This window comes from Cyclobacterium xiamenense (assembly GCF_900109255.1).
GTDB lineage: Bacteria > Bacteroidota > Bacteroidia > Cytophagales > Cyclobacteriaceae > Cyclobacterium > Cyclobacterium xiamenense.
Genome location: NZ_FNZH01000001.1, coordinates 533,060 through 558,891, shown reverse-complemented (window position 1 = coordinate 558,891; position 25,832 = coordinate 533,060). Strand labels below are relative to the sequence as shown.

The 25,832-nt window shown below is 49.2% G+C and carries 15 protein-coding genes; all 15 read right to left on the bottom strand.

Translation table 11 applies throughout. The annotated features are described in order from the left end of the window. Nucleotides 1–52 precede the first annotated feature (52 nt). Nucleotides 53–1,525 (bottom strand): alkaline phosphatase D family protein, encoded by a 1,473-nt coding sequence (locus BMW71_RS01945; protein ID WP_092170162.1) that lies wholly within the window; start codon nucleotides 1,523–1,525, stop codon nucleotides 53–55. Between the two features lie 777 nt (nucleotides 1,526–2,302). Next, the gene (locus BMW71_RS01940; RefSeq protein ID WP_244891046.1) at nucleotides 2,303–4,012 is read right to left on the bottom strand and encodes an arylsulfatase; all 1,710 of its coding nucleotides are present in this window, start codon (nucleotides 4,010–4,012) and stop codon (nucleotides 2,303–2,305) included. Nucleotides 4,013–4,015: 3 nt separating this feature from the next. Beyond that, a complete protein-coding gene (locus tag BMW71_RS01935; protein WP_092168717.1) occupies nucleotides 4,016–5,653 on the bottom strand; it encodes a RagB/SusD family nutrient uptake outer membrane protein in 1,638 nt (545 codons plus the stop codon). A gap of 12 nt (nucleotides 5,654–5,665) precedes the next feature. Further along, nucleotides 5,666–8,740: a SusC/RagA family TonB-linked outer membrane protein gene (locus BMW71_RS01930; protein WP_092168714.1), complete on the bottom strand. Its 3,075-nt coding sequence runs from the start codon at nucleotides 8,738–8,740 to the stop codon at nucleotides 5,666–5,668. Between the two features lie 157 nt (nucleotides 8,741–8,897). Then, on the bottom strand, nucleotides 8,898–9,188 hold the full coding sequence (locus BMW71_RS23845) for a hypothetical protein (RefSeq protein WP_218145544.1): 291 nt from the start codon (nucleotides 9,186–9,188) through the stop codon (nucleotides 8,898–8,900). Beyond that, entirely contained in the window at nucleotides 9,160–11,928 is a 2,769-nt protein-coding gene (locus tag BMW71_RS01925; RefSeq protein WP_092168711.1) for a TonB-dependent receptor, read from the bottom strand. Before BMW71_RS01925 ends, BMW71_RS23845 begins: the two co-directional genes overlap by 29 nt. Before the next feature lie 351 nt (nucleotides 11,929–12,279). Continuing rightward, entirely contained in the window at nucleotides 12,280–12,501 is a 222-nt protein-coding gene (locus BMW71_RS01920; protein ID WP_092168707.1) for a hypothetical protein, read from the bottom strand. Nucleotides 12,502–12,613: 112 nt separating this feature from the next. Continuing rightward, complete coding sequence (locus BMW71_RS01915) at nucleotides 12,614–13,948, bottom strand: sulfatase family protein (RefSeq protein ID WP_244891045.1); 1,335 nt, start codon at nucleotides 13,946–13,948, stop codon at nucleotides 12,614–12,616. A 143-nt stretch (nucleotides 13,949–14,091) separates the two neighbouring features. Continuing rightward, a complete protein-coding gene (locus BMW71_RS01910; RefSeq protein WP_092168702.1) occupies nucleotides 14,092–15,516 on the bottom strand; it encodes an arylsulfatase in 1,425 nt (474 codons plus the stop codon). 1 nt (nucleotide 15,517) lies between these two features. Continuing rightward, nucleotides 15,518–17,572 (bottom strand): sulfatase-like hydrolase/transferase, encoded by a 2,055-nt coding sequence (locus BMW71_RS01905; protein WP_092168699.1) that lies wholly within the window; start codon nucleotides 17,570–17,572, stop codon nucleotides 15,518–15,520. Next, the gene (locus BMW71_RS01900; protein ID WP_092168697.1) at nucleotides 17,562–19,004 is read right to left on the bottom strand and encodes a sulfatase; all 1,443 of its coding nucleotides are present in this window, start codon (nucleotides 19,002–19,004) and stop codon (nucleotides 17,562–17,564) included. The genes BMW71_RS01905 and BMW71_RS01900 overlap by 11 nt, the downstream gene beginning before the upstream one ends. Nucleotides 19,005–19,021: 17 nt before the next feature. Continuing rightward, the gene (locus tag BMW71_RS01895; RefSeq protein ID WP_092168694.1) at nucleotides 19,022–20,545 is read right to left on the bottom strand and encodes a RagB/SusD family nutrient uptake outer membrane protein; all 1,524 of its coding nucleotides are present in this window, start codon (nucleotides 20,543–20,545) and stop codon (nucleotides 19,022–19,024) included. Nucleotides 20,546–20,556: 11 nt separating this feature from the next. Next, nucleotides 20,557–23,934, bottom strand: coding sequence for a SusC/RagA family TonB-linked outer membrane protein (locus BMW71_RS01890; RefSeq protein WP_092168691.1), 3,378 nt, complete (start codon nucleotides 23,932–23,934; stop codon nucleotides 20,557–20,559). Between the two features lie 128 nt (nucleotides 23,935–24,062). Next, complete coding sequence (locus BMW71_RS01885) at nucleotides 24,063–25,028, bottom strand: FecR family protein (protein WP_092168688.1); 966 nt, start codon at nucleotides 25,026–25,028, stop codon at nucleotides 24,063–24,065. A 149-nt stretch (nucleotides 25,029–25,177) separates the two neighbouring features. Continuing rightward, complete coding sequence (locus BMW71_RS01880; RefSeq protein ID WP_092168685.1) at nucleotides 25,178–25,765, bottom strand: RNA polymerase sigma-70 factor; 588 nt, start codon at nucleotides 25,763–25,765, stop codon at nucleotides 25,178–25,180. Nucleotides 25,766–25,832: the final 67 nt, after the last annotated feature.

Genomic DNA, 25,832 nt, shown 5'->3' with positions numbered 1-25,832 from the left:
AAAATATGAAGTTGCTAATTGCTTTTTATATCAAATCATCAAAAAACAAAAACTACCCCTCAAACCTTTCCTCGTGCACCACCTTGCCCAGGACATCCCGATGCTCGAATCGAATTTCGGGCTTTCCGGAATTGCGGTCTACCTGTACACTTAAAAAACCGCCTTTGAGCCGCAAAAACCGGTGCTCCGGCCGCACATCTCCCTCTTTCCAACCCTGGGAATGGCAATCGCTTACCGGACCCGATCCAAATTCCATCAGCCCGGTTTCGCTATCCTTCGAAACGTATTGCCAATGCCGGTCCCCATTGACCACGTACATGTTGCCTTGACCCGAAAGGAATCCCCGCAACCACTCTCCCTCGTGCCGGAAACTTTCATTCGCATGATTGTCTGTTTTTTTCTCTCGATCCGGCCCCACCACCGGGGTGGCCGTAATCAATATCTTAAAGGTAGCGTCCGAGGCCTTTACCGTCTCCTGAAACCACTGCTTTTGTTCCTCACCCCAGATGGTCTTCTCCGGACCGTCCTCCATGGTGTTTTCGGAACGGTATTCCCTTCCCTCTACCATCCATACCTGCAGGTCCTGGCCCCAGCGAAGGGTTCGGTACGGCTTTCCTTCGATGGGTACATTTTCGTACCAAAGTTTGAGCCCATCGTCAAAAGTCAAATCCCCATAAGGCCCCTTGCCTCGATACATATCGTCTTTGAGTAAATCGTGGTCGTCCTTGACCATGTACAGGGGTACTCGCCTGTAGAAATCCCTCAAGGATAGCCAACCGTCCATGGCATGCCATTTATGCCGGGCTTTTTCCAGGTTTTTGGCCAATGGCCCGGGCTTATCGTAGTAGATATAATCTCCGGTATGGACAAAAAAATCAGGCTCCAGCCTTCGCATGCTATCGTAGGTCTGAAATCCCCTCCGCTCGTCGTCAAAACTCCAGAAATACTGACAGGTAGAGGTGGTGAAACGTACGGGTACCGGATCCTGTTCCGACGGCGCCGTAGCGAAACTTCCCTCCTCTTTCCGGATCAATCCTCCGTCTAGCGGCTTTGCTTCCCAATGGACCCGGTATTTTGTGGCGGGCTGGAGTCCCTTTACGGACATCTTTACGGTATAGTCGTGTTCGAGCTGCGCCTGTTGCCAGTCCGAGGTCCATACGATTTGATCGCTGCTATCCAGGATGCGGGCCCTTACCTGGCCGGAAGCTCCGGATACCGCACCGTCCATTTCGTTTACCGGCTGCTCCTCGTCAAAATCGATGGGGTGCCGAAACACTTTTTCCTGCCGCTCGTGGCGTACCGGCTGCGGAAATTCCTGCCCACAGAGCCGGGTCCAAAGCATGACGGAATCCTTTCCCACTTCGGCGATTTTAAATCCATTGGTGAAGTAAACGCCGGTAGTGGACCTTGAAACCAGATTCAGGAATTTATGGATGGGATGGGCAAAGATTTTTGGAATGGCCATCAGTGAAAGGAGACTTATCCCCGTTTTCTTGAAAAACCCCCTTCTGTTAGCTTTTTTCATGGATAATTTGGTTTTAATTGGGTGCATTGGACATCCTGGCAAACTGGATCAACGTGTGATATAAATCCATTTAAGGTGTTTTATCGGCTGAACCTTGAATTCAGGCCAAATCTGCTCTGACCCGGCTGTTTGCCTGGCTTGCTGATGCAGACGGTTAAATTTAACTAAAAATCCTGTGATCTGTATGTGCTTTATACCTTAATTGGCTATTAAAACCCATTGCCTTGCCAGCGTGGAATCAACCATGGTCAGAATATTCATTTTATTGGATACAATTATATTATGGTTTCCATCGTTCCGATGAAACCTCATCTTTCGGTTCTGATTTTTTTCAATTCTTGTCAGACAATGAGTCGCTACGCTCATAGATACCTCATTTTTATTCATATACTTTTCGGTGATTCCGGTAGTTTTATCAATCCGAACCTTGATGGAGATCCTTCAAACTATAGTGACTCATCCCGAAAAAAGTATACCGGTTTACATTTTATTCATTGTTAGTCCTACCACAAGTTTACATTTTCATCCCTAAATCCCCCTTTTCCCCATTGAGAGAACGGGGGATTTGTTCTTTCACGATTGTCTGGCCACATAATTCCATAGCCAGTCTCCCTATCTCTTGGCGGAGAGCCATTGAAAATAGAATTTGGATAGCTGTTCAAGTGGCTCTTCTCTCAATCAAGAACTTATTAGCTCAAGAATAGGTGAAAGCAACAAATCATACTATAGCATAATTGAACTCAGGTTAAATGATAGCTCTATACCTACATTGATTTTCTATCTGACACCAACCTCTTCAGCCCAGCTAACGTAATCATTAACCATTTCCGAAAGAATTTGTGGATTTTTCCTGCCGATTTCGTTGAGTTCAGTGGGATCTTTTTCCAGGTCAAATAATTCCCAGTCAAAATCAGGGGCTTTGGAAATAATCTTCCATTTCCCTTTTCGCATGGCCTGATGGCCAAAATGCTCCCAATACATTTTCCGGTTTTTCTCCATGGCTCCCCCATCAAAAACCGGCCGAAGGCTTTTGCCCCGAAGGGCGGTTAGCGGCTTTCCCTGGTAGGCATCCGGATAGCTGGCATCCGCCAAATCCAGGCAGGTTGCCATGATATCCACCACGTGGCCTGTTTCCCGGGTAATCCCTTTTGCTTGCAGGCCTGCAGGCCAATGCACGATCAGGGGTGTGACCATTCCTCCTTCCTCCAGCCAACGTTTGTACCTACGAAACGGGGTGGTTGCCGCAATGGCCCATGGCTTTTTGAAAGCTACATACGAACCCGGATAGCCTATTTCTGAATCAGGGTTGTGCATGTTTCTTCCGGAAATATCTTCGGGAGATGCCCCATTATCGGAAAGGAATAGAATAACGGTATTTTCAAACATTCCATTGGCTTTTAATTCGCTGATCAGCCGACCGATTCCCTGATCCATTCGGTCTACCATGGCCGCATGCACTTCCATTCGCCTTGCCCAGTCGGACTTATCCGCTACTTCTTCCCAAGTCGGCACACCTGCCTCCCGGGGAGAAAGGCGGAAAGCAGGGTCCAATAGACCCAGACTCAACTGCCGTTGGTACCGCTGTTGCCGCAAGGAATCCCAACCGATGGCATACCGCCCCCGGTACTTCTGAATATCTTTCGGTAAGGCGTGCAGGGGCCAATGGGGCGCGGTATAGGAAAGGTAAAGTAGAAAGGGTTTTTCCGGCGAGCGCTCGCTATGATCCCGAACAAATTCGATCGCCTGATCCGAAAAGGCATCCGTCATGTAAAAATTCTCCCCCGGAGGCTCCCAGGAATCGTCATCCAACGCCATTTGCCGCAGCCGTACCGAGTCCTTGTCCAACTCAAAATAACTGCTACCGCCACTGATCAATCCAAAATACCTGTCAAAACCTCGCTTTCTTGGCCAATGTTCCCGTTTTTCCCCCACATGCCATTTTCCTGACATGTAGGTGGCGTATCCTGCTTCCCGAAGCAGTTCGGCAATCGTGGCGGATTCCTTGTTCAAAAACCCCTGGTACGGGCCGGGTTCCGGATCACCGAAAACCGAACTGACCATCCCTCCCATTCCTGCTTCGTGGGGATACAGGCCTGTAAGCAGCGAAGCCCGGGTAGGACAACACCGGGCCGCGTTGTAAAACCGTTGAAATACCAAGCCCTGTTTTGCCAACGCATCCAGGTTTGGCGTCGCTATTTCGGACCCGTAGCAGCCCAAATCCGAGTAACCCAAGTCATCGGCCAGGATGATCAGGATATGGGGACGCTCCGCTATGGGTTTCTTTCCCCCGTGCTGACAGCCTACCAAAAATAGCAGGAAAAGGAGTAATGGCAGACTTCCCGAAGGAATTGGCCATCGCCCCGCGAAATGAGTCCTCCACAAATAACCCTCAGCCAGCCGGTAGTCGCAAATGCGGTACTTGACCCCTGCTGGTTTGAATAAACGGCCCCCGACAGCTTTGTCGGAGGCCATTGCCCTTACATGCATGATTTAGTAGCCGGGGTTTTGTTGGAATTCAGCCGGATTGCTCGCCCGATCGATTTGGGTTTGGGGGATGGGTCGCACCAAGTGCATTTCCTGGATATTGGGTGCCGCATCCAGGTTGTGTTGCCGCACGCGCTCCAGGAGGGTACCGGTACGCTTCAGGTCGTACCAGCGGTGCTTTTCGCCGATCAATTCCCTGGCCCGTTCCTCCAAAATAAAGTCCAGGTCAATATCGCCCGGTGCTACCTGCATATCGGCTTCCTTGCCGTCGATTGCTGCCCGTGTCCGTAGTACGTTGATGTAGTTGGCCGCCACGTCGTTTTTGTTTTGCCTCCAGGCGGCCTCTCCTGCTATCAGGTACATTTCAGCCAGGCGCATCACCGGAAAATCCCGTCTGCCTGCGGTTTCGTTGATACTGGGCCGAAGAGGATCCAGAAATTTCAGCAGGGAGGGGTAATTTCGTCGACGGTTGGTGCCGATTTCCTGGTAACTGCTCACGTCTCCGATCCAGTTGCCTTTGTAGTCAATGATCCAGTAGGGCGCGGCTTGTTTTACTTCGTCAGGTACCGGCTCCATGACGATGTGAATGGCTGTATCCCCCGGGTTCACCGGATGTCCGTTGATTTCCGCGGAAATGTTGGCATACCAAACGGTCTTAAAAGAGCCGTTCCAGCGGGCGTCCTTTTCCCGGTCGTATAGGCTGAATAGATAATTGGTGGGAAGAAAGCGCTGAAAAGGTCGGCCATTTTCCGTATCGCGCACCATGGCCGGGTTGAAGGTATAATCGAAGATAAAGTACAAGTGGCCGGAATTGCCCGGTCCGTTGAGCAGGGGATCGTCGGTAAACTGTACGGTCCAGATAAACTCACTGTTGTCCTCGTTGTTTATGTCCCACAAATCCCCATAGGGCGTCACCAGTTCAAAATTGTAGTTGTTGATAACGTTCGCTGCCAGCCGTTCCGCTTCGGCCCAGTTGCCGATGGTCAGTTGCACCCGGGCCAACAGTCCTTCGGCAGCAGCCTTATAGGCCCTACCCGGTTCGGAAGCAGCCACCGGCAGGTTGGCGACGGCAAATTCCAAGTCCGGTAAGATCCCATTCTCGTAAATGGTATTCACGGGAGTCCGATTGGCTTCCGTCTGCACACCCTGGGTCTCGTCCAGGGAAAAGTGTACGTCCCCCCACTGTTGCACCAGATGGAAATAGTACAACCCTCGAAGGAAGCGTGCCTCTGCCTCAATTTCTGCTTTTCGCTGATTGGATAGCCCGGTGACGTCTTGCACCCGATTAACCACCGTGTTGCATTGGTTTACACCCACATAGAGCGCATTCCAAATGGCCGTAACGGTGCCGCTGGTACCCAGGAAATTTGGCGAATAATTGTTGATATGAGGGTTGTTCGCAACCCCGCCAAAGCCGTTGGTAAATATGTCCGTACCGGTCACGGTCAGAAAAAATCCGTTCTGCTGCCCGTAAAAACTTCGCAAGGTGGTATAGGATGCCTTTAGTCCATCTTCTATTCCGCCAGGGGTAACGTAGTAGCCTTCGGCCGTGGCCAGGCTCACCGGGTCTTCAACTAGTATTTCTTCACAAGCGCCCAACCCAAGGGTAAAGGCCAGCCCGATTAGTATGCATGTATTTTTCATGGTCGCTACAATTTAAAATTTTAGGTTTAATCCAAAAATGTACGTGGCCGTGGTAAGCGGGCTTCCCTCACCAACGATTCCGTTGGAGGTCTCCGGATCCACAGTGGTATAGGGTGAAAAAATTAACGCATTGTTTACGGTGGAATAAATGCGTGCAGAACTCATCCCCAATTTGCTGATCCAACTCGACTTGAAGTTGTACCCGAGGGCAATATTTCGGATTTTAATAAAGGATCCGTCAAAGTAGCGCACCGCATCCGAATAAAGGGGTGCCTCCCCTGCATTGGGGCGGGGAAAGGCATTGGTGGGGTTATCCGTTGTCCAATAATCCAAATTGATGGAATTGTACCTACCCTGCCAGTTGTTACCGCCAAGGTTGTGGTAATCGCTTCGGAGCATTTGGCCCATGCGGGCGTGTACCAACACCGAGAGGTCAAAGCCTTTGAACGAAACCCGGTTGGTGAGTCCTCCGGACCAATTGGGCACGGTAGAGCCCAACACGCGCCGGTCATCGGCGTTGATTTGTCCGTCCGGCTGATCGGTCAACTCTCCGTCGCTACCCCGGCCATTTACGTCCCGAATCCGTATATCGCCTGGCGCCTGGCCCTGGTCTGCAGCCAGGTCTGCTTCGCTGGTCTGCCAGATACCCGCCTGGTCAAAGCTATAAAAGACATTGATGGGCTCCCCGATAAACCAACGGTTTCCCACGTCATCGCGCTGTCCTTCAAATAGCTCCGTAATTTGCTCCCGGTTGGAAAATACGTTCAGGTTTACGTCCCAACGGAATCCAGAGGGGCGGTTAACTACATTGGCATTGGCCGTGAGTTCCCATCCCGAATTTCGGGTGCTGCCGATGTTTTGCAGCACAGAATTGTAGCCGGAGGTAATGGGCAGTAAGCGATTGAGCAACAAATCGCTGGTATTGGTCACGTAGTATTCCAGGGAGCCGTTGATCCGGTCTTCAAAGAGGCCGTAGTCCAGTCCGATATTCACCGTCTTGGAAATCTCCCAGCGTAAATCCGGATTGGGAATCAGGTTATTCCGGTACCCAAAGCCCGCATTTGTACCAAAAATATAGGTAGAACGTGCCAAACCACCCAGCGTCTGGAATGGGTCGATCGCCGTATTGCCTACCTCTCCGTATCCGGCGCGTAACTTGAGAAATGAAACCTGTCCGCCCTGCAAGAATTCTTCCTCGGTCAAAATATAACCCGCAGAAAAAGCCGGGAAAAAAGCCCATTTGTTCCCTTCAGCCAATCGGGAGGAGCCATCAGCCCTACCGGTAAGGGTAAACAGAAATTTATCGTCGTAGCGGTAATTGACCCGCCCCATATAGGACATCAAGCCCCATTCGCCAAGCGAACTACCGATACCCGTGATGGTTGACGAGCTGCCCAAATCGTAAAAAAGCGATTTCTCGATGGGAATATCCTGCCCCGATAGGGAGGATTCCTCAAACCGCGCGGTCTGAATGGAAAACAATCCCACCAGGTTCAGCGCGTGTTTGCCAAAACTGCGGTCGTAGGAAAGAATGTTTTCCTGGGTATAGGAAAAGTCCATGTCGTTACGTACCGATCCCCGGTTGATGTTTCCTTCAAGCAATCCGGTGTACGTACCTCTTCGGGAAAGGTTGAAGTCCGGGCCATAGTTTACACGGAGTTTCAGGTACTCGTTGAATTGGTATTCGCCATAAATATTGGCAAATATCCGGTGTCTGCGGGTTTCGTCTACGTATTGGTAGGGTTGGTAATTCAGCAGGGGATTGGCCAGAAGTCCTTCTCGTGGATTGGGAAAGGCAAGAAAATTCCCCTCGGCATCGGTAGGTCCCACCAGGGGCGAATACCCCAGGGAATTGTTGTAGGGAGCGTTCGACATCTGGTTGCGTTCGCTGACACTGACCGTGGCGCTCACCCCCAGCTTCAATTTGTCGGTCAGTTGGGATTCCAGATTTACCCGAACGGCCGTCCGCTCAAAATCGGTACCCGGAATGTACCCGTCTTCGCTAAAGAAGGAGCCAGAGACGTAATAGTTGATTTTATCCGTTCCGCCACTTACCGATACCTGATGGTCTTGCTGACTTCCGGATTGAATGGCCAAATCCAACCAATCGGTAAACCGCCCGGCTTGCAAATTTTCGATTTCCAGCGGTGCGAAAAAATTGGCATCGAAGCTGGGATCATCTCCGGCATGTCCCCGGGAAATTCGGGAATAAGCGGCAAACTCCCGACCATCCATTAGGTTCAGGTCTTGCACGGGCTGCTTCACCCCGTAATACCCATCGTAACTGACCACCGCTTTTCCAGTTTTCCCTCGCTTGGTGGTGATCAAAACCACCCCGTTGGCACCCCGGGAGCCGTAAATGGCCACTGCGCTGGCATCTTTTAGTACTTCCATGGACTCAATATCGTTGGGATTAAAGTCGTTGATATTGGCACTGGTGGGAATTCCATCGATCACGTAAAGGGGTTCGTTGGAAGCGTTGATGGAGCGGTTTCCCCGTATCCGGATTTGTACCGGCGCACCGGGAGAGCCATTTGCCCGGACAATATCCACACCTGCCAGTCTTCCCTGGGATTGTTCCAGAAAATTTCCGGCGGGGGTTTCCTGTAGGTCCTTGCTGCTGATGGACGATATGGCTCCTGTCAGGTCGCTTTTTCGCTGCGTTCCGTAGCCGACGACCACGACTTCCTCCAGATCAGATTGATCTTCCTGGAGCACCACCGATAATTGGGTCTGGTTTTCCAGGGGTATTCGCTGCGTCTGGTAGCCGATAAACGAAATCTGGAGTACATCTCCCTGATCTGCTTCGATGGAAAACTGTCCCTGAATATCCGTGACGGTTCCAGTGGTCGTTCCTTCAATCACGACCGTCGCTCCCGGAATGGGGATTCCATCCTGATCGGTGACGGTACCGGTGACGGTAATGTACCTGACATCCCCGTTAGGATCGGCGGCAGTGAATGCGGCAAATGGACGAACGTATGTCCAGGGATCGGGCATTTCTTCTGCCGAAAGGCCGAAATGCAGCAGCGAACCCGACAAAAGAACGGCCATCGCCAGGTTGCTTTTGGTAGTTTTGCTTTTCATGGGTTTATTGATTTTGGTGAGTGAATGAAATGCTTGTTAACAGGTGCTTTACATGTTGGTTCTTTTTATGCTGCGAATCAATCGAAAAATGGAAACGGTGGATTGATTGTGATCAACGATCCAGGATATCGCTTTTCCCCGGTTAGTTGGAAGATTTTTACGTCGATAAAGTATGCATTTTTTTACCTTTATGCAATACATCTTTTTCGAAGGGAGTAAAATAAAAAATATCGTCCTGAATTATTGCCGGTTTTCCTGCATATATGGAAAAATCTAGTTTTACAGGAAGGCCCGCAGGTCTCGTCGAACCAGAAGGGTATACAGGCACTTGCATCGGATTAGCCGGACCTCGTTGCTCTGCCCATCCAGGAAATGGATAGGATGGATGGGTTTCGACCGCACCGCAAAGGGCCAAGGCATTAGCGGCCTGGTGCTCCGGTTCCTCCAAAGGCTCTCAGGTTGTAGGTAAGCGTGAGCATAAAAAACTGCTGCACGACCTGTGTGCGGGTGTCTTCGATATACACGTCGGTGACGTTTCGGTCAATACTGGTGTTTTGATTGAGCAAGTCAAAAACCGTCATCTTCAATTCAAACTGCTCGGTGGGCGGGAATCGGTAGCCCAGGTCGGCGTTCATAAGCCAGACGGATTGATCAAATTCCTCGCCCAACCCCTGGAACCATTGGTTATTCACATTGGTGCTGACAAAAAACCCACCCGCAAAATTCCAATACAGGTCCAGCCGGGTACTTTGCGTATAGTAATTATTGTTGAGGCTTTCCTGCAAACTACTGCGCACGATATTGAAGTTTCCCCGGGTAGACAGGTTAAAATCCAGGTGTTCGCCCAGGTTACTGCTTATTCCAATTCCGGGCCCAACGTACACGTTCCGATTATAGTTGGTTTGATCGTTGATCAACCCCGGCCGATTGGTAATTCCTGCACGGGCGCTTAGGTTCAGGTTGCTCTCCATAAAGTTAAGCGGGAAACCAAAGGAAAAATAGCTGCGCAGGTCCCAGTATTGATCCAGGTTTTCCGGTCGGTTTAACTGCCCGCCCTGCCGGAGCAAGACGTCTCCCTGAATGAGGGTATCCTTGCTGGCGATGTAGGTAGCGTTTCCCAGGTAATTGCTGGTAACCTGCCCACCCAGGTACATAAAAAACGAACGGTTGGTCTCGGGGTTGATTTTTCGAATGCGCGTAAATAGCCGGTGCTCGTATTCCTGATCCAGATTTGGATTACCCGTAGAAATCTGAATGGGATTGCTGTTGTCGATCACATCCTGCAGCTGCCGAACCGAGGGAGCATCGGTGTCTCCTCGATAATAGATCCGGATATTGGTGTTTTCGTTGGGGTCGTAAATAAACACCATTCGCGGTACAAAATTCCTAAAGGTGCGGTTGGTGTTTTCGAAGCCAGGAAACAGCCGGTCGCTATCCAGCAGGGATACCTGGTAATCAAATGAGGAGTAAATGCGAATTTTGTTCTTATTGTAACGATAGCCCAAACCGACCTCGTGCTGCAAGTAGGTATTTTCAAACTCGTTGGATAGCGTGGAATCCAACACAAAACGGGTAGCTTCCATCTCCCGTTGGGAAACCTCTTGTAAGGTATTGCCCAAATCGTTCCCAACTTCGTACTCCAACCGGATCTGAGAATGATCGCCTATGGGCTCGGTGTATTCAATCTCAGCTTCGTACGAGAAGGAATTGGATTTGCCGAGCGTATTTTGGATCAGGCTATCTCGATTTCCGGTCAGAAAGTCCCGGCTAACCGACACCAATCTGGAATCACTGCTGCGGTTGTCCATCCGGGTATCAAACTTGGCGGAAAGGGTACGCCCCTCTTTATTAAATTTGTAACGGTAGGTAAAATCACTTAAAAATCGAAAGGATTCATTGGCCCCCGAGCTTGTATTTTCGGTCTCATTGATAGGGGTATTGGGATTGAATAGGTTTTGTGCAGAAAGCAAGCTATTGGATGTTCCGTTTACGTACCGAACTCGTGGCCGCCAGATAATGGCGTGTTTATCGGACATGTCGTAATCCAAACGCAGGTCCAAACGGTGGTTTTGACTCCTGTCTTCGTTATTCCGGACCTCGTCGTACAGTTGCAGGCTATCGCTGGGCAGGATGTACTCCCGGGAAGAATTTCGGTTGAGAAAATTCCGGCTTTCGTTAAAAAAATAACTCCCGTTAAGTTTGGCTCTCCCTTCGTCAAACTTGTCCGTAAAGTTAAGGCCGATGGCATTGGTATGCGTAATTCCGGGCATTTCCCGGGTGGTAAGTGGATTTCCACGCCTGCCTCCCCCGCCTCGCCGATTGTCATTTCCTCCAAAGGCACCGGAAAGGTCATCTGCCGAAAAGTTTTGCTGATTGATGTTATTACTTAATCCCAGGGCGGTAATACGTTGGGTTTCGTTGAAAAAATTCACACTCCCTCCTACCAGGTAGTTATCGTCCGTCCCGTAGCCGGCAAACAGACGGCCAAATTTCCCCCCTCGTTTTTCTTTCTTGGTGATGATGTTGATGGTTTTGACGGTTTCCCCATCATCAAAACCCGTTAATTGGGCCTGATCGCTCAATTGATCTAAAAATTCTATCCGGTCAATGATTTCTACGGGCAGGTTTTGCAGGGCCATGGCCGGGTCATCCCCGAAAAAAGGCTCTCCATCTACCAAAACGCGCCCCACGGTTTCCCCCTGTACTTCCACGGTACCACCTTGCATGACTACTCCGGGCATCTTTCGAATCAGTTCCCCGGCGCTTGCCTGTCCCCTGGTCTGGTAAGCGGCGGCATTCATGGATACCGTATCGCCTTTCATTTGACCGCTCATGGTCTGCGCCTGCAGCTCGTAGGTTTCCAGCAGGCTTCCTTCTTCCACCATCTCAAAGGCACCTAAATTTTTCCGATTGGTGACCTGCACGCGCTTTTCCAAGGTCTCGTAGCCCACAAAACTAATGCTGAAGTCCAGGGTACGTTGGGTAGGGCGCTCAAATGAAAAGCGGCCATTCTCATCGGTAAACGTCGTATGCAGGGTATCCCCCGCGACACTGGTAACAAATACGTAGGCCCCGGGAAGCGTTTCTTTAGAGGATTGGTCCCGCACTTTTCCATTAAGTGTGGATTGAGAAAAAGCGACACCATGGATAAATATAACAGTTAGTAGTAAATATGAAAATTTTAACATGTTGGTTTAGGTATTATTTTATTAAAAATCGATTTTTTCGATTAATAATATATTAAAAATACAAAAAATTGTATTAAATTAAATTTTTATTCTATTAATGGTGTACAGCGCCAATAAGTGGGGAAGAAAGCGTTTCTATTCCTTCAATTGTTAGTAGGGCTCCTGCCGTTTGCAGCAGGATCTAAATCCGAGTGGGTTCTCCCCTTCGTTTGTACCGTATTGCCGGCAACGCACCGGTGATGGAAGTACTAACGAGCGGGAGCAGTCCCAATTTTATCTTTAAAAAAGTAGGCCTCCCTTTAGTCTGCACATGGATGCCCCGACCGACCGTTTTTTTTCGGTCAACGGCTTTCAGGGATTTTGCTTTTTCCGGGGTCGGTAGAGCAATTTAACCGCCACCCCAATCACAACAAATGAGATAATCATGGCGATAACCACCCAAAAACGGGAAGGGTTTAACGGATATTCGTCTGCATACGCTTCGTCTGCCTGGCCCAAAGCGTAACGAAATTGAAGCAGGTATAAAAAGAAAGTAACCGAGAGGTAATTGCAAATTTTGCTAAGCCTTTTCATAATTTTAGTTGTTTTTTACCAGATACTCCTGCAAAAACCCATCCAAAAAAAAAGCGGGGATCATTGCCCCGCTTGCTATGGTAAAATCAGTTGTTTGTTGACTTGCGTATTTTCACCTACCGTCCCCGGGCCACCAACCATCCAGGCTGGCCAGCAGCTGTTTGACCACTTTTGGGTTTGCTTCGGCCAGATTCTGTTGTTCCATTGGATCCTGTAGAATATCATAGAGCTGTATTTCACTCGTATTGGTGTTTGCCGGGCCGGGAGCAATTAGCTTCCAGGTACCGCTGATAATCATGCGACTTTCCAGGGTTTTTTCCGGTTGATCCACCGCCACCATATCGTGCGAGAAGTCCATGCTGTAAATCCGCTTGCGACGGGCCAGTGCTTTTCGGTCCATAACGTTGATGCCTTGCATCTCCGGAAGGGGGTCCATGCCCACCGCTGCAAGCGTGGTCGGGACCATATCGATGCTGCTTGTCAGGTGCTCGGTTTCCATACGTGGCGTTATTTTCCCCGGCCATTTATAAATGATAGGCGTGCGAATACCCATGTCCTGGGGATCTTGTTTGGAACCGGGTGCGTATCGGTTAGGCCGCTCCGGGTCCTGAATCCAACCATTATCGGTAACAAACACCACCAGGGTATTTTCCGTTAGACCTTCCTGTTCCACCTTATCGAGTAGCTGTCCTACGGTAATATCCAGCCATTCGCACATGGCCCAATAAGCGGCAACTGCCTTCGTCGGCGCTTTCGGTAGGTACTTGTTTAGCAGCGAATCTGGTGGGGTATGTGGCGAATGGGGCAGAAAAGGCGCATACCAGACAAAGAACGGATCGTTGTCTGCAATGGCCTTATCCATAAATTCAAAAATGGGCTCCATCCCTTCCCTTCCAATTTTCAGTCCTTCGTCTCCATGCCTACCGCCCCGGGTAGGATCGCCGTGGGTCATGCCATCGGTAAATCCACCTTCTTTCCAGTGGCCACCCCACCATTTACCAGACTGAAACGACACGTAACCCAATTTTTGTAATAACTGCGGTACGGTTGGATGTTTTTGAAACTCCTCCAGGTAGTCCTTGTAAAGCCGCGAGCGGGCCTCCTGCCAGTCGGTCTGGTAGCGGGGTTTCTCGAAGGTGAATTCGGGATCATTTCCGGTAATCCCGTGCTGGTAGGGATACAAGCCGGTAATAATGGATGCCAGCGAAGGGCTGCAAAGCGGCGCTGTCACATAGCCTCTGGTAAAGGTAAGCCCATCCGCAGCCAATTGGTCGATGTTTGGAGTCTCGATATGAGGGTGCCCCATAAACCCGTAATCCGTCCAGGACTGATCATCGGATAATATATAGATGATATTGGGTTTTTCCGATTGGGCGAAAGCCGAAAAAGAAAGGAGAAAACTCAGCTGCAGGGTGAGCAGCAGTGCCGGTTGTATGTTTAACTGCATTTGCATTCAACGATCGTTATTTTGTTTTGGTTCTATGAAAATTACGCATCAATTTAACCATTTTTTTAGGAAAGATATCAAACTAATCCGGAATTAAACCCTCAAAATTTAGCCAGGAACTCCCGGAAGCACCCAGTCATTCGCTACTTATTTCGGTCGATTCTTTCCAGAGGGAATTCTTCGTGGGGCGTCCGGGCAGTTTGCAGCATTTCATTTAAGCGTCTCAAAACTTCCGGTTTTTCTTGGACCAAATTTCGGGTTTCTCGGGGGTCGCTTTCCAAATGGTACAACTCTGGCGGTTTCTGAAACTGTTTCACCACTTTCCAGGCACCGCTTCGTACGGCCTGCATGGGACCTTTCGCTTCGTTGAATTCCCAGTAAAGGTATTCGTGTTCCGATTGGTTGTCCGTATCACCCAGCAGGCTGGGTAAATAGGATAGTCCGGTGGTAGGTGCCTCCGGTTCCAACCCTGCCAATTCGCATGCAGTGGGAAGAAAATCCCAAAATGCGGAAACGTGGTTGGATACGGAACCTGCCCGTATGGTGTCCTTCCATCGGGCAACGAAGGGAACCCGAATGCCACCTTCGTACAAATCCCTTTTCATACCGCGCAAGCCTCCATTGCTTTTAAAAAAACCATTGTCATAAACGGGCCCGTTATCACTGGTAAAAATCACCAGGGTGTTTTCCGCCAGCTCCAATTCATCCAGCAAATCCATTACCCGTCCCACATCGCGGTCTAGTCTGGAAACCATTCCCGCGTAGGTCACATTCCCCGCTTCGTCGTGGTAATAATGGCCGGGTTTCATTTCCCTTTTTGGCCAATCCCTATTCAGATAGGGTTTTTTAGAATCTTCGGGCACGGTCAGTTCGTAATGAGGCAGGGTATAGGACAGCATCAGAAAGAAGGAGGTGTCCTGGTTGGCTTCGATGAACTTCAGGGATTCTTCGGTAATCAGGTCGTGGGAATACGCCCCTATTTTTTGATTCGGCACATTCCCTTCTAGCAATACTTTCTCCTTATTGCGCCACAAAAATTCCGGATAATAGTGGTGAGCCTCCACATGGGTTCTATACCCATAAAAATAGTCAAATCCCTGGTCCAGGGGATGTGCTGTGGTAAACGTTTCATCCATACCCCATTTTCCGACGATGCCATTGACATAGCCGGCTCGTTTCAGTTCTTCGGCTACCGTCACGTCCTGAGGTAGCAAGTCTACGGGTTGCCCGCTCCGGGTCCAGGTAGGGTTGCCTCTTACCCGCGTTCTACCCGTATGCTGCCCGGTTAACAGGACGGACCGCGAGGGACCGCAGACCGTTGATCCCGCATAATGTTGGGTGAAAACCATTCCTTCGGATGCCAACTGATCGATGCGTGGCGTTTGTATGTGTTCTTGACCATTGAAGCCCACATCTCCGTATCCCAAATCATCTGCCATGATGTAGATGATGTTTGGCCTTGCCTTCAAAGGATCTGCCTTTTGCTGGCAGGAAAGGGCTAACGCCAGAAGGGTAAACCCAGAAAACAGCAGCGGATACGGTACCCATATAGATAAAAGATTACGCATACTAGTGGCGGAGAGTTGGTTGATACAAGGGCAAAGGCTCGCCTTGAATACCCGGTCCAGACCATTTCAGCTCGAGGGTTAGGTTTTCAGCATCCTTGGGCTTTTTGGTCACCCATTTGATTGGGTGATACCCTTCTTCCAAAAGTAACTGGGAACTACCGGATTCTGTTGCCAGGTTTGGGTTGTCATTATCAATCACCAGGGCCTCGTGAACGTGCATGACCAGTCCGCCGTTGGTTTGGAAGCTAATGTCATAGGTGCCGGTTCGCTCAACTTTTAGCAGCCCCTGGAAAACCAGTACGTCAGCTCCCTTTTTCGGTACATGGTCCTGCAAGCGCGACAAAAGGACAAGCTCCTTTGGCATTTCATTTTCTGTATTAATCAACGGCACCCAGGGGAAGTCCCCTACGTAGCTGGCAACCTGAACCCCTCTAGCTGGAATCGCATTTAGGTCCAATGCAGGAACCGGTTCCTTGTCGTAGGGGCGTTCGGCGGAGCTATTCGCCCTTCGCCAGCGCAACACGCTATTTTTCATTTCTTGTTGAAGTGCAACATACTCGTCGTTCGTTCCGGCGAGGTCGTTGCTTTCTCCAGGATCGGTTTGGGTATCAAAAATGCTGAAATCATCTTGATGTGATAAAATAGTGTATCGGATGCCTTTGTATCCGTTCAGGTAGAGTACCTGCATCTCTCCCCGCTTTTGCCCACGCCGGGATTCAAGAAACGAAGCATAATCAGACGTAGCGTTATTGACCTGGTATTCGATGTACACCTTGCCCGGATGCACCGTTTCCTTTCCGGAGAGTATGGGCCAAAGCGAACGCCCATCTGTATTCGCCGGAGCGGGCAACCCACTTAACTCGGCAAAGGTGGGCAACCAATCATGGAAACCGGACGGGGAATCATTTCTGGAGCCAGCCTGTATGCTTCCCGGCCAGCGCACAAGTGCCGGAACCCGAATTCCTCCTTCCCAGGTATCCCGTTTGGTACCGTCCATTTCCCCATAACTTTCGAAAAAGGTAGGCGCATAGTCCCCGTATCCGTAGGATTCCAGGTGCGGACCGTTATCCGAGGTAAAGACGATCAGTGTTTCCTCGTCGATATTCAGGTCTTGCAATAAGTGAATCAGATCGCCTACTGCGTCGTCAATGCGCCGAACCATGCTGGCAAAGCGTCGCTGCACTTCCGGCCATTCTTCCTTGCGGTACTCGGGATGGATAAAGCTGTTTATTTCTCCGTTGGCTGTATTGATAAAATTGCCTTTTTCTCCCAGATACTGCACGCCGCCGCTAGTACCTCCCCCGGAAGGATAGGGCATGCTGGGTATTTCCAGACCTGCATGGGGCGTGTCGTAGGCCAGGTACATAAAAAACGGTTGTTCCGGATTGCCAGTTTTATGGTCTTGAATGTATTTCTTTGCCCGTGCGGTAAACAAATCGGTGGTATAACAGCCTGCCAGCGCAGCAGATATCTCCCGGTTGCCATCGTAGAGCTCCATGGGCCCGCGACTTGCCACATCGTGTGCCGGATAGTGATTGTGGCCGTCACGGTGACGAACATATCCGAAGAAATAGTCAAATCCACGCTTCGTAGGATACGCTTCCCAGCTCGAAGGACTTTCTCCCTCCTGCCCCTGAAGTCCGTACTTACCAATCAATGCAGTTGCGTAACCGGCCTCTTTTAGGACGGTGGCGAGGTTGTGGTTGGCGGGGAGTGCTTTATCAAATTGGTTATTTCTAATAGCGGCATGCCCTTGATGCAAGCCGAGCAATAGCGTTGCCCGGGAGGGCGCACATACCGGCGCGGGCACGTAATGCCGGCTCAGTATCATTCCCTCTTGCGCCATCTTATCCAGGTTTGGAGTTTGGTGATACGGTTTCCCTTCGGCTTTTCGTTGATTCTGAAACAAGACGCCCAGGTCACCGTATCCCAAATCATCGGTAAGGATAAAAATAATGTTGGGCTTTTTATCTGCCGGACTAAACCCAAAAATGCGGTTTGGCTGAAACAGGGACAACAGTGTCAGCGCTGAACATACAATCCATTTAATCTTCATCCAATTTTGATTTTATTAGGTTGGTTTCAAATTCCTTATCGTAACGTGGATTTGCCTGATCCGGAACGGGTGCGTTGACCTGCTCCCGCCAATCATCGAGCAATTGAATCATTCGATCCCGGATTGCTGGTTGACTTTCCGCCAGGTTCGTTGTTTCCCCCGGATCTTTTTCCAGATCGTAGAGTTCGTAGTCATTTTGTTCAAAATAGTGGTGCAACTTCCATTTTCCCTTCCGAATGACAGACCCGGGTCGTGTTCGGAACAGGGGATCCTTTCCGCCGTCTTCTCTGGGATTGTACGCCTGAAGGTAGATGGGAAAGTGCCAAAACAGCGCTCGCTCCTCCAGCGGTTGGTTGCGAAAAAGGGGCGCAAGGTCCCTACCCTCCAACTGTCTATGGTCTGGTATTTTAGCTCCGATGATGTTTTTTAGGGTGGGATAAATGTCCATGTTCGTCACCGGAACATCCGTCTTGCTTCCCGCCTGCACCTTGCCAGGCCAGCGGATGACCAACGGAACACGGATACCGCCCTCGTAGTAGGAACCCTTTCCTGCGCGCAGGGGCGACTGGTAGGAAATATCCCGGATGCCTCCGTTATCGGATGTGAAAATCACCAGCGTATTGTCTGCCAGCTTGAGTTCGTCCAAAACCGCCAGCAATCTCCCCACATTCTGATCCACCGAGGCCACCATGGCTGCATAATCAGCCCGGTCCTGGCCGTTGGTTCCGGGCTTATCGGCAAAGGCTGCGATCAGTTCCTGCTTTCCCATGATGGGCGTATGTACCGAATAAAACGGCAGGTACAGAAAAAAGGGGCTTTCTTTGTTTGCCTTAACAAAGCGTATGGCTTCGTCAGTCAGGCGGTCGGTCAGGTATTCTCCTTCCGGCCCGTTTTCGATAAAATCGATCTTGTAGGGACTAACATACCCGCCGCTCCCGGGATTGCCCCGATGGCTGCCGCCCACGTTTACGTGAAAACCCGCCTGCAGCGGATCTTCGTTGATGTGCCACTTCCCAAAAGTACCGTTTACATACCCATGATCCCGTAGCATCATCGCCAGGGTATAGATCGAATCGGGCAGAAAATGCCGGTTGGGGGTTGGGATAAGTTGGCGGGTTTTTGGATGGCCCCTTTCCGAATTGTCCACCGTATAGACCCCGTGGCTGGGTGTATTCCTACCGCTCATCATGCAGGCCCTACTGGGTGCACAATTGGCAGCGGCGGCATAGGCATGGTAAAAAACCATGCCTTGCCCTGCCAATGCATCCAGATTTGGGGTTTCGTAATAGGCGCTTCCCATAAAGCCCAGGTCTTTCCATCCCAGATCGTCCACGTTGATTAGGACAATGTTGGGACTCCTTTTTTCCAGGCAAGAAAAAAGGAGGCTAATGAGGGCAAGAACTGAGATACTTTTACGAAACCACCTATGCATGTGCTGTAAATTACTGGTTAATTTGCGTATCCATTGTTGGAAGGATCTGCGTCCAACAGATTCGGGTTTAGAATAATTTCTTCTTCCGGAATCGGCAATCGGATGTGATGGGGTTGGATATTGCTACCCGGATCGTAGGTGCGGTACTCCGCATTTTTCACCGTTTCCAGCAAAATCCCCCAGCGAATCAAATCGTACCTGCGATGCCCCTCACCTGCCAACTCCCATCTCCTCTCCACTTGTATGGCCGTACGCAATTCGGATTGGTTCATTCCTGCATACGGCTGGTCCGGTTCATAGGCTCTTTCCCGGACAGCATTGATGTACTGGTAAGCATCACCGGGGCCATTCAGCTCATTTTCGGCTTCTGCCAACATTAGGTAGACATCTGCTAACCTAAATATTAAGGTGGCCTCTCCGTGGTTGCCACGAGGAGAATTAACAAAATCAAAGTTAGTGAATTTAGTCAGGTATTGGAAGGTTAATTCAAACCCCAAATAATGGCTTAATACATTGTACGGACGCCTTAAATCATTTTCAGGGAATTCATCAATAAAACTCAGAATAGGCACGGTCAAGCCATATCCATTAAATTCTTCGTTTCTTGCCGCCAGGGCCTGTGACAGTGGGCCTCTGTCAGCCGGATCCTTTGGCTCATCCCTCAATCTTGGGTTGAATCCGTCGGTACGGTCCTGCGCATTGCCAGGAACATCTTTTTGAAAATCAATGGCCCAGATTACTTCCTCGTTAAATGGATTATTGACATCAAAAACGTCACCGAAGCCTGGCAGCAGGCCGTGTGGAGACTCGTTGATGATCGACAAGCATTCAGTCCTCGTATTGGTCCAGTCTTGTTGCCACAAATAAATCTTTGCAAGTAACGTTTTTGCCGCCCAAACCGTAGGTCTTCCCAAATCACTTCCGGTATAGGAATCAGGCAATAGATTATCTGTTTCGATCCGTTTTAAATCACGGACCAGGTTATTCCGAACTTCATTAACGGGCATTCGCCCCAATGAAGCAGCGTCGGCAATGGGTATTTCTTCGTCGTAGTAAGGTACGTCTCCCCATAGGTTACTGAGGTGGTAATAGCCAAAACTCCGCAAATAAATGGCCTCTCCGATCGATTGTTTTTTAACGGCTTCACTAATATTTGGGCTGTTTTCAACATTCGTAATCACCGAATTGGCATCGCCAATCATCCGGTATATCAATTGCCACAACTGCCGGGCATTCGAGTAGTTGCTTTGGGTCAACGTATAATTCTGCATGGGCTCATTGCCGCCAAATTGCCGGCTTGATTCCAATTCATCCGCCCCCAGCTGGGTGAAGGTGTGAACGCCTTGCCAATTGCCATAGAAACCATTTTGCCGTAAATTCAGGTAAATTCCGTTTACAGCAAGAACGGCCTCCTCATCGGATTGATAAAACGTACTGGGGTCAATGATTCCCCGAACTTCTTCTTCCAGAAAGCTTTCACAGCTGGTAGCAAACACCAGACAAAGCACAATCAGTATATAATTAGTTTTTAGAATTTTCATGGCGTGAAGGTTTAAAAGTTGGCATTTATTCCCAGGGTTACGGTTCTGGCGTTCGGATATTCTGCACGAATGATTCCCCGAACCACGCTGCCGTAGGTATTCCCCGATTCGGGACCAATTCGGGTCGCTTCCGGGTCGTATCCCCTGAAATTGGAAATCAAAAAGAGATTTGCCCCACTTGCATACACACTAAGGCTGTTAAACAACTTGTTATTTCGAAGTGGTACGTTGTAGTTCAACATGACATTTCTCAACCGAAGGTGTGACCCATCTTCTACCAACTCGCTGTTGGATGGTATATCGGAAATACTTACAGTACCACCGGCTCTAGGAATATAGGGGTGTGGATCGGATTCCGTCCAGCGATCTCTGGCCATTCCGTAAATGTTTTGGTCACTTCTGCCAAAGAATCCACGCTGCGCGAATTCATTGTAGACGTCATTTCCGAAGGTTCCCTGAAAGAATACATCTAACGAAAAATTCCTCCATTGTATGCTATTATTAATACCACCGAATAGTATGGGTTCGGGATTTCCTATGATCTCAAAATCATCGTTAAAACTGATCATGCCGTCTCCATTCGTATCCTTGAATCGTGGACCGCCGACCACCGCACGTAGGCCACTATACCTAAATTGGTCCAGCTCCTCCTGACTTTGCCAGGTGCCGAGGTATTCCAGACCTGAGAATACACCGACGGGTTCGCCTACGACCAATTTAGCCGCCTGCCCACCCTGATCCAGGAAATGGATATTGATCTCATTTACGCCACCTAAATCCAGAACCCGACTTCTATTTCCAGATACCGTGAGGCTTGAAGACCACTTAAAGTCATTCCTATCGACATTTACAGAGCGAATCATCAATTCAATGCCCTGATTTTGCAGCGAGCCGATATTTTCGAGGCGTTGGCTAAAACCAGTTTGTCTGGGGATTTCCCGATTTAGCAGGAGATCAACGGTTTTTTTATAGTAATAGTCTACCTCCATGGAAAGCCGGTTATCAAAGAAGCCTGCTTCCAATCCGATATCAAACTGGGAAGTGGTTTCCCAACGCAAATCGGGATTTGCAGGTCGATCGCGCCGAACACCGATGGCCTGCGATCCATTGAATATCACCGTGCCTGGATTCAAAACGGCGAGGGTACTGTAAGAATCAATGGCCTGACTCCCGGAACGACCAAAACTTGTCCTTAATTTTAACTCATCAAATACGTCTAGATTTTTGATAAACTCTTCGTCACCGATCCTCCAGGCAAAGGCCCCGGAAGGGAAAAACGCATATTGATTGTTTGCACCGGAAAATCGCGAAGACCCATCTGTCCTTCCTGCCAACGTGAATAGGTATTTATCGGATATGGAGTAGTTTACTCTTCCGATCCAGGATACGATTTGAAATGGGTCGTTATAACTTGAGGTAATCCTAAAGGTCTCCGGATCCCCCAATTGAAGCACATCAAAAGATACGCCATCATTGGGTAATCCATCCGTTTGTGCAGCAAAACCTTCCGTTTGGGACGTTTGCCAGGTAAATCCGCCCAAAATACTGACTTTGTGATTAGGTAGGATCTCTTTATCAAACGAGATGGTGTTCTCTTGAAGAATCTGATTATTAAAATTGCTGGTAATCCTTGCAAATCCACCTCGCTGGGCTGCTGCCCTGGAAGGCAAACTTCCCGATTGAAAAACATTTTGTTTCCGCCAATTTAATTGTGGCCCAATCGTAGACCGAAGGGTAATTGACTCAATTGGTTTGTACTCAATGTAAAAATTTCCGAGTAAATTATTGGTAAACGTTTGGTTGTGCTGCATCTGAAGCAATGCCTCCGGATTATCAAAAGGGCCTCCCTGCACGTAATCTTCGTCCCAAAGCGATCCGTCTTCCTGGAAAACCGGAAATGTCGTCAGCGCCCTTCTGGCATTCCAAAGGCTAACCAAATCGTTGTCATTTTTTACGAAGGACGTATTTATTCGAGTCCCCAAGGTTAGCTTATCCGTGAGCTTAAAATCGAGATTCGCCCGGAAGCTGTATCGCTCTATACCCGATTCCCTGATAATGCCTCGTTGGTTCATGTAATTTCCGGAGATGTAATAGTTTACCCGCTCCGTACTTCCCCTAACCGATAAGTCCAGGTTATTTATGGGAGCCGTTCTGGTAATCTGTTCTTGCCAATCGGTGTTTCCAATTAAGCTCTCGTCCACAAACGGATTGGCTTCGCCACTAAACTCCGCGTATTCAAATCCATATGCCGCGCGTTCGGGTCCGTCCAAAAAATCAATTTTTCTGGCTAGATTTTGAAATCCGGTGTAGGCGTTCAGAGATACCGAAGGTTTTCCTCCGGAAACGCCCTTTCCACTTTTGGTAGAAATTAGGATGACTCCATTAGCCCCTCGGGTACCATATAGTGATATCGCAGATCCATCCTTCAAAATATCAATGGACTCGATGTCGTTTACGTTGATGTTATTCAAGTTGAAATTAGTGCCTGCAATAAACCCGTCTATTACGTAAAGGGGCTCATTGTCCCCCTGAACGGAATTACCACCCCGAATTCGTATGGAAGCCCGTGCACCGGGACTGCCACTCACCGACGTCACATTGACACCCGCAGCCCTGCCCTGAAGCAATTGGTCAACCCTTGGTGCGGGAAAATTGGCAAGTTCTTTTGCATCAATTTTTGAAACCGACCCGGTTAGGTCCGATTTCTGTACGGAACCATAGCCCAAAACCACCACCTCGTCGAGCGATGACACATCCTCTTGTAGGATTACATTTAGTATACTTTGGTCGCCAACCTCAATGCGCTTCGATTCGTACCCAATATAAGAAAACACGACCGTCGCTCCCTCAGGAACATTTAATCGGTAATTTCCATCCAGGTCGGTAACTGTTCCCACTGATGTACCCGGAATGGAGATCGTTGCGCCGGGAATGGGGTCGCCGTTCTCGTCAGTCACCGTTCCGGATATTTCGACATCCAGCCAGTTTCTGTTATCCACCCGCATTTGGGGGGCCAGTGTTGATACCAGCCCAACCTCACTCTTTACCACATATATATTTTCGTTAACCCGCTTGAAATCGTAATTGACTTGTTCGGTGATTCGTTTGAGAACGGTTTTTAAATCGGAGCTGAGTGCCAGCGTGATTCGGGTTCTGTCGTTGGCCACTTCCTGGTTGTAGGCAAAAACAAAATCGGTTTGCCGCTCCAGTTCTGCCAGAACCGTGACCAGTTTCTGGTTCCTGGCCTGCACATTTACCTGGTAATCCTCCATGCTCTGGCTGGATCCAGGGGCTGCGATAATTACCTGCATCACAAGTAATTGAAGCAAAAAGTACTTTAGGGTTTGTTTGGAATAAAGCACAATTAGCCTTAGTAAATTATTTTTCATAATTTTAAACGTTTATTGTTAAACATGGGTGGTTTGCCACCAAATCCGATCCGGGACTGTTGCAGCAGTTCCGGATTCTTTTTTTTAGCAATCGTGTGTTAGTTAATTGATTTCCATAGGCCCGTTTATTAGTCAATACATCGGTTGAAATACAGGGTTACTTTCCGCTCACCCGTTTTTTTGATATCAAAATCTACCAGGTTCTTCAAGCCGTGCAATACGGCATATAGGTTGCCATTGGTGTAGGTAGCTTTTATTTGGCAGCGATCCAACCCCTCTCCTTCTATCTCGATCGAATAGTTGTAAATCGCTGCTAGACGGTGAATAACCTCTTCAAAGGTGGCCAGGTCAAAGGACACGGACTGCGCTTTCCAGGCCAAAAACCCTTCCGGATCTACCGCCTCTACCCGGATCTCCCTGCGGTCCGGAAATACCGTCGCCATTTGGTTGGGTTGCAGGTTCACCCGGGTTTCTTTTTCCATGCCCTGCTGGTACACGGCCACACTTCCGTGTTGGACGGCCACCTTAACCGCCGATTCCCGGTGTGCTTTCACGTTGAAACTAGTACCCAACACCTTCGTTCGCACCCCCTGACTTTGCACCTCAAATACTGCCGCTTTATCCGCTACCACCTCAAAAAAGGCTTCTCCATCCAATTCGACCAGCCTTTGGCCCGGTTCGAATTTCAGGGGAAACCGAAGACTGGTATTTGTATTCAAATAGGCCAGACTGCCATCAGGTAGGGTAATCGTTGCCTTTTGCCGCTCATTGGTGCTTCGCTCTTCCCATACCACCTCCGTCGGTGTTTGCAGCACCTGGTAAACCAGGAAAACCAGGCCAATAAGCAGAGCCACGGATGCTGCCAACTGCAGCGGGCGCAAAAAATAATTCCGCTTCGGGGAGGCCTGAATCCGCCGATCAATTTTACCCTTGATCCGTTGCTGAATCTCCGCTGCGTCCTCCGTGTCCAGGTCCCAGGACAACTCCCGGCGTTGAAGCCGATCCAAAACCTGAAGCAATAAGGATTTTTCACGGGCAGATAAGCGCCCGGTATCCCTTTTTTGTAATAGCTGCAGAAACGCTCGTTTATTCATTTTTTGTTGGTATCTAATAGACAGTACCCAACCAGCCTATTACTACTTAGTCCAAACAATAAAAAATCGCAGAGAGATGTTACCAGCCAACAAAAATAGAGGCCATTTTTCCCGATTTGAAGACGATTTTGTTGGTATAATCGATTTAATCAGAACAAAAATGAAAATGATACGATGATGAATGAGGACAAACAAAAATAAATTTGGCCGAGATTTTTTTTGATGGATTTTAAGGCCTTGTACAAATGGGCCTCCACCGTACGTACCGAAATATTCATCTGACGGGCAATTTCTGAATTGGGTAAATCGGCTTCCCTGCTGAGTTGAAATACCTCTTTACACTTATTCGGCAAAGCTCCCACGCTTTGCCTTACGATCCGGTCTACCTCCTCAAATTCCAGTAAATGATCCGCTCCCAGCTGTTCGGGTAAATGAGCGAAAACGGCTTCCAAATCGCTGGTCTTTTTCAAGTCTCGAATCACGTTCAGCACCTGAAACTTCACCGCCCGAAATAAATACCCCTCCAGATGTTCGATCTTTTTATGCCTTCCACGCTCCCAAAGGTCCACAAAAACCTCCTGTACCAAATCCTCGCACACCAACTGATCCTCGAAGATTTTAAAGGCATAGAGGTACAGCCGCCTCCAGTACCGTTCGTAAATGGTGTCGAACGCCTTCAAATCGTTGCGGCACAACGCCGCGCAGAGGGCTTTATCGGTTATATTGGTTTGGGTCATTGGTTACAAAGTCTACCAATTTAGAAGTTTTTTACCAATCAAAAAATGAACCCTCCAAAAAAAGCGT

What these genes read in the sequence shown, in the direction of transcription:
- BMW71_RS01945 (WP_092170162.1), bottom strand. Translation starts at nt 1,525, where the DNA reads ATGAAAAAAGCTAACAGAAGGGGGTTTTTCAAGAAAACGGGGATAAGT.
- BMW71_RS01940 (WP_244891046.1), bottom strand. Translation starts at nt 4,012, where the DNA reads ATGCATGTAAGGGCAATGGCCTCCGACAAAGCTGTCGGGGGCCGTTTA.
- BMW71_RS01935 (WP_092168717.1), bottom strand. Translation starts at nt 5,653, where the DNA reads ATGAAAAATACATGCATACTAATCGGGCTGGCCTTTACCCTTGGGTTG.
- BMW71_RS01930 (WP_092168714.1), bottom strand. Translation starts at nt 8,740, where the DNA reads ATGAAAAGCAAAACTACCAAAAGCAACCTGGCGATGGCCGTTCTTTTG.
- BMW71_RS01925 (WP_092168711.1), bottom strand. Translation starts at nt 11,928, where the DNA reads ATGTTAAAATTTTCATATTTACTACTAACTGTTATATTTATCCATGGT.
- BMW71_RS01920 (WP_092168707.1), bottom strand. Translation starts at nt 12,501, where the DNA reads ATGAAAAGGCTTAGCAAAATTTGCAATTACCTCTCGGTTACTTTCTTT.
- BMW71_RS01915 (WP_244891045.1), bottom strand. Translation starts at nt 13,948, where the DNA reads ATGCAGTTAAACATACAACCGGCACTGCTGCTCACCCTGCAGCTGAGT.
- BMW71_RS01910 (WP_092168702.1), bottom strand. Translation starts at nt 15,516, where the DNA reads ATGCGTAATCTTTTATCTATATGGGTACCGTATCCGCTGCTGTTTTCT.
- BMW71_RS01905 (WP_092168699.1), bottom strand. Translation starts at nt 17,572, where the DNA reads ATGAAGATTAAATGGATTGTATGTTCAGCGCTGACACTGTTGTCCCTG.
- BMW71_RS01900 (WP_092168697.1), bottom strand. Translation starts at nt 19,004, where the DNA reads ATGCATAGGTGGTTTCGTAAAAGTATCTCAGTTCTTGCCCTCATTAGC.
- BMW71_RS01895 (WP_092168694.1), bottom strand. Translation starts at nt 20,545, where the DNA reads ATGAAAATTCTAAAAACTAATTATATACTGATTGTGCTTTGTCTGGTG.
- BMW71_RS01890 (WP_092168691.1), bottom strand. Translation starts at nt 23,934, where the DNA reads ATGAAAAATAATTTACTAAGGCTAATTGTGCTTTATTCCAAACAAACC.
- BMW71_RS01885 (WP_092168688.1), bottom strand. Translation starts at nt 25,028, where the DNA reads ATGAATAAACGAGCGTTTCTGCAGCTATTACAAAAAAGGGATACCGGG.
- BMW71_RS01880 (WP_092168685.1), bottom strand. Translation starts at nt 25,765, where the DNA reads ATGACCCAAACCAATATAACCGATAAAGCCCTCTGCGCGGCGTTGTGC.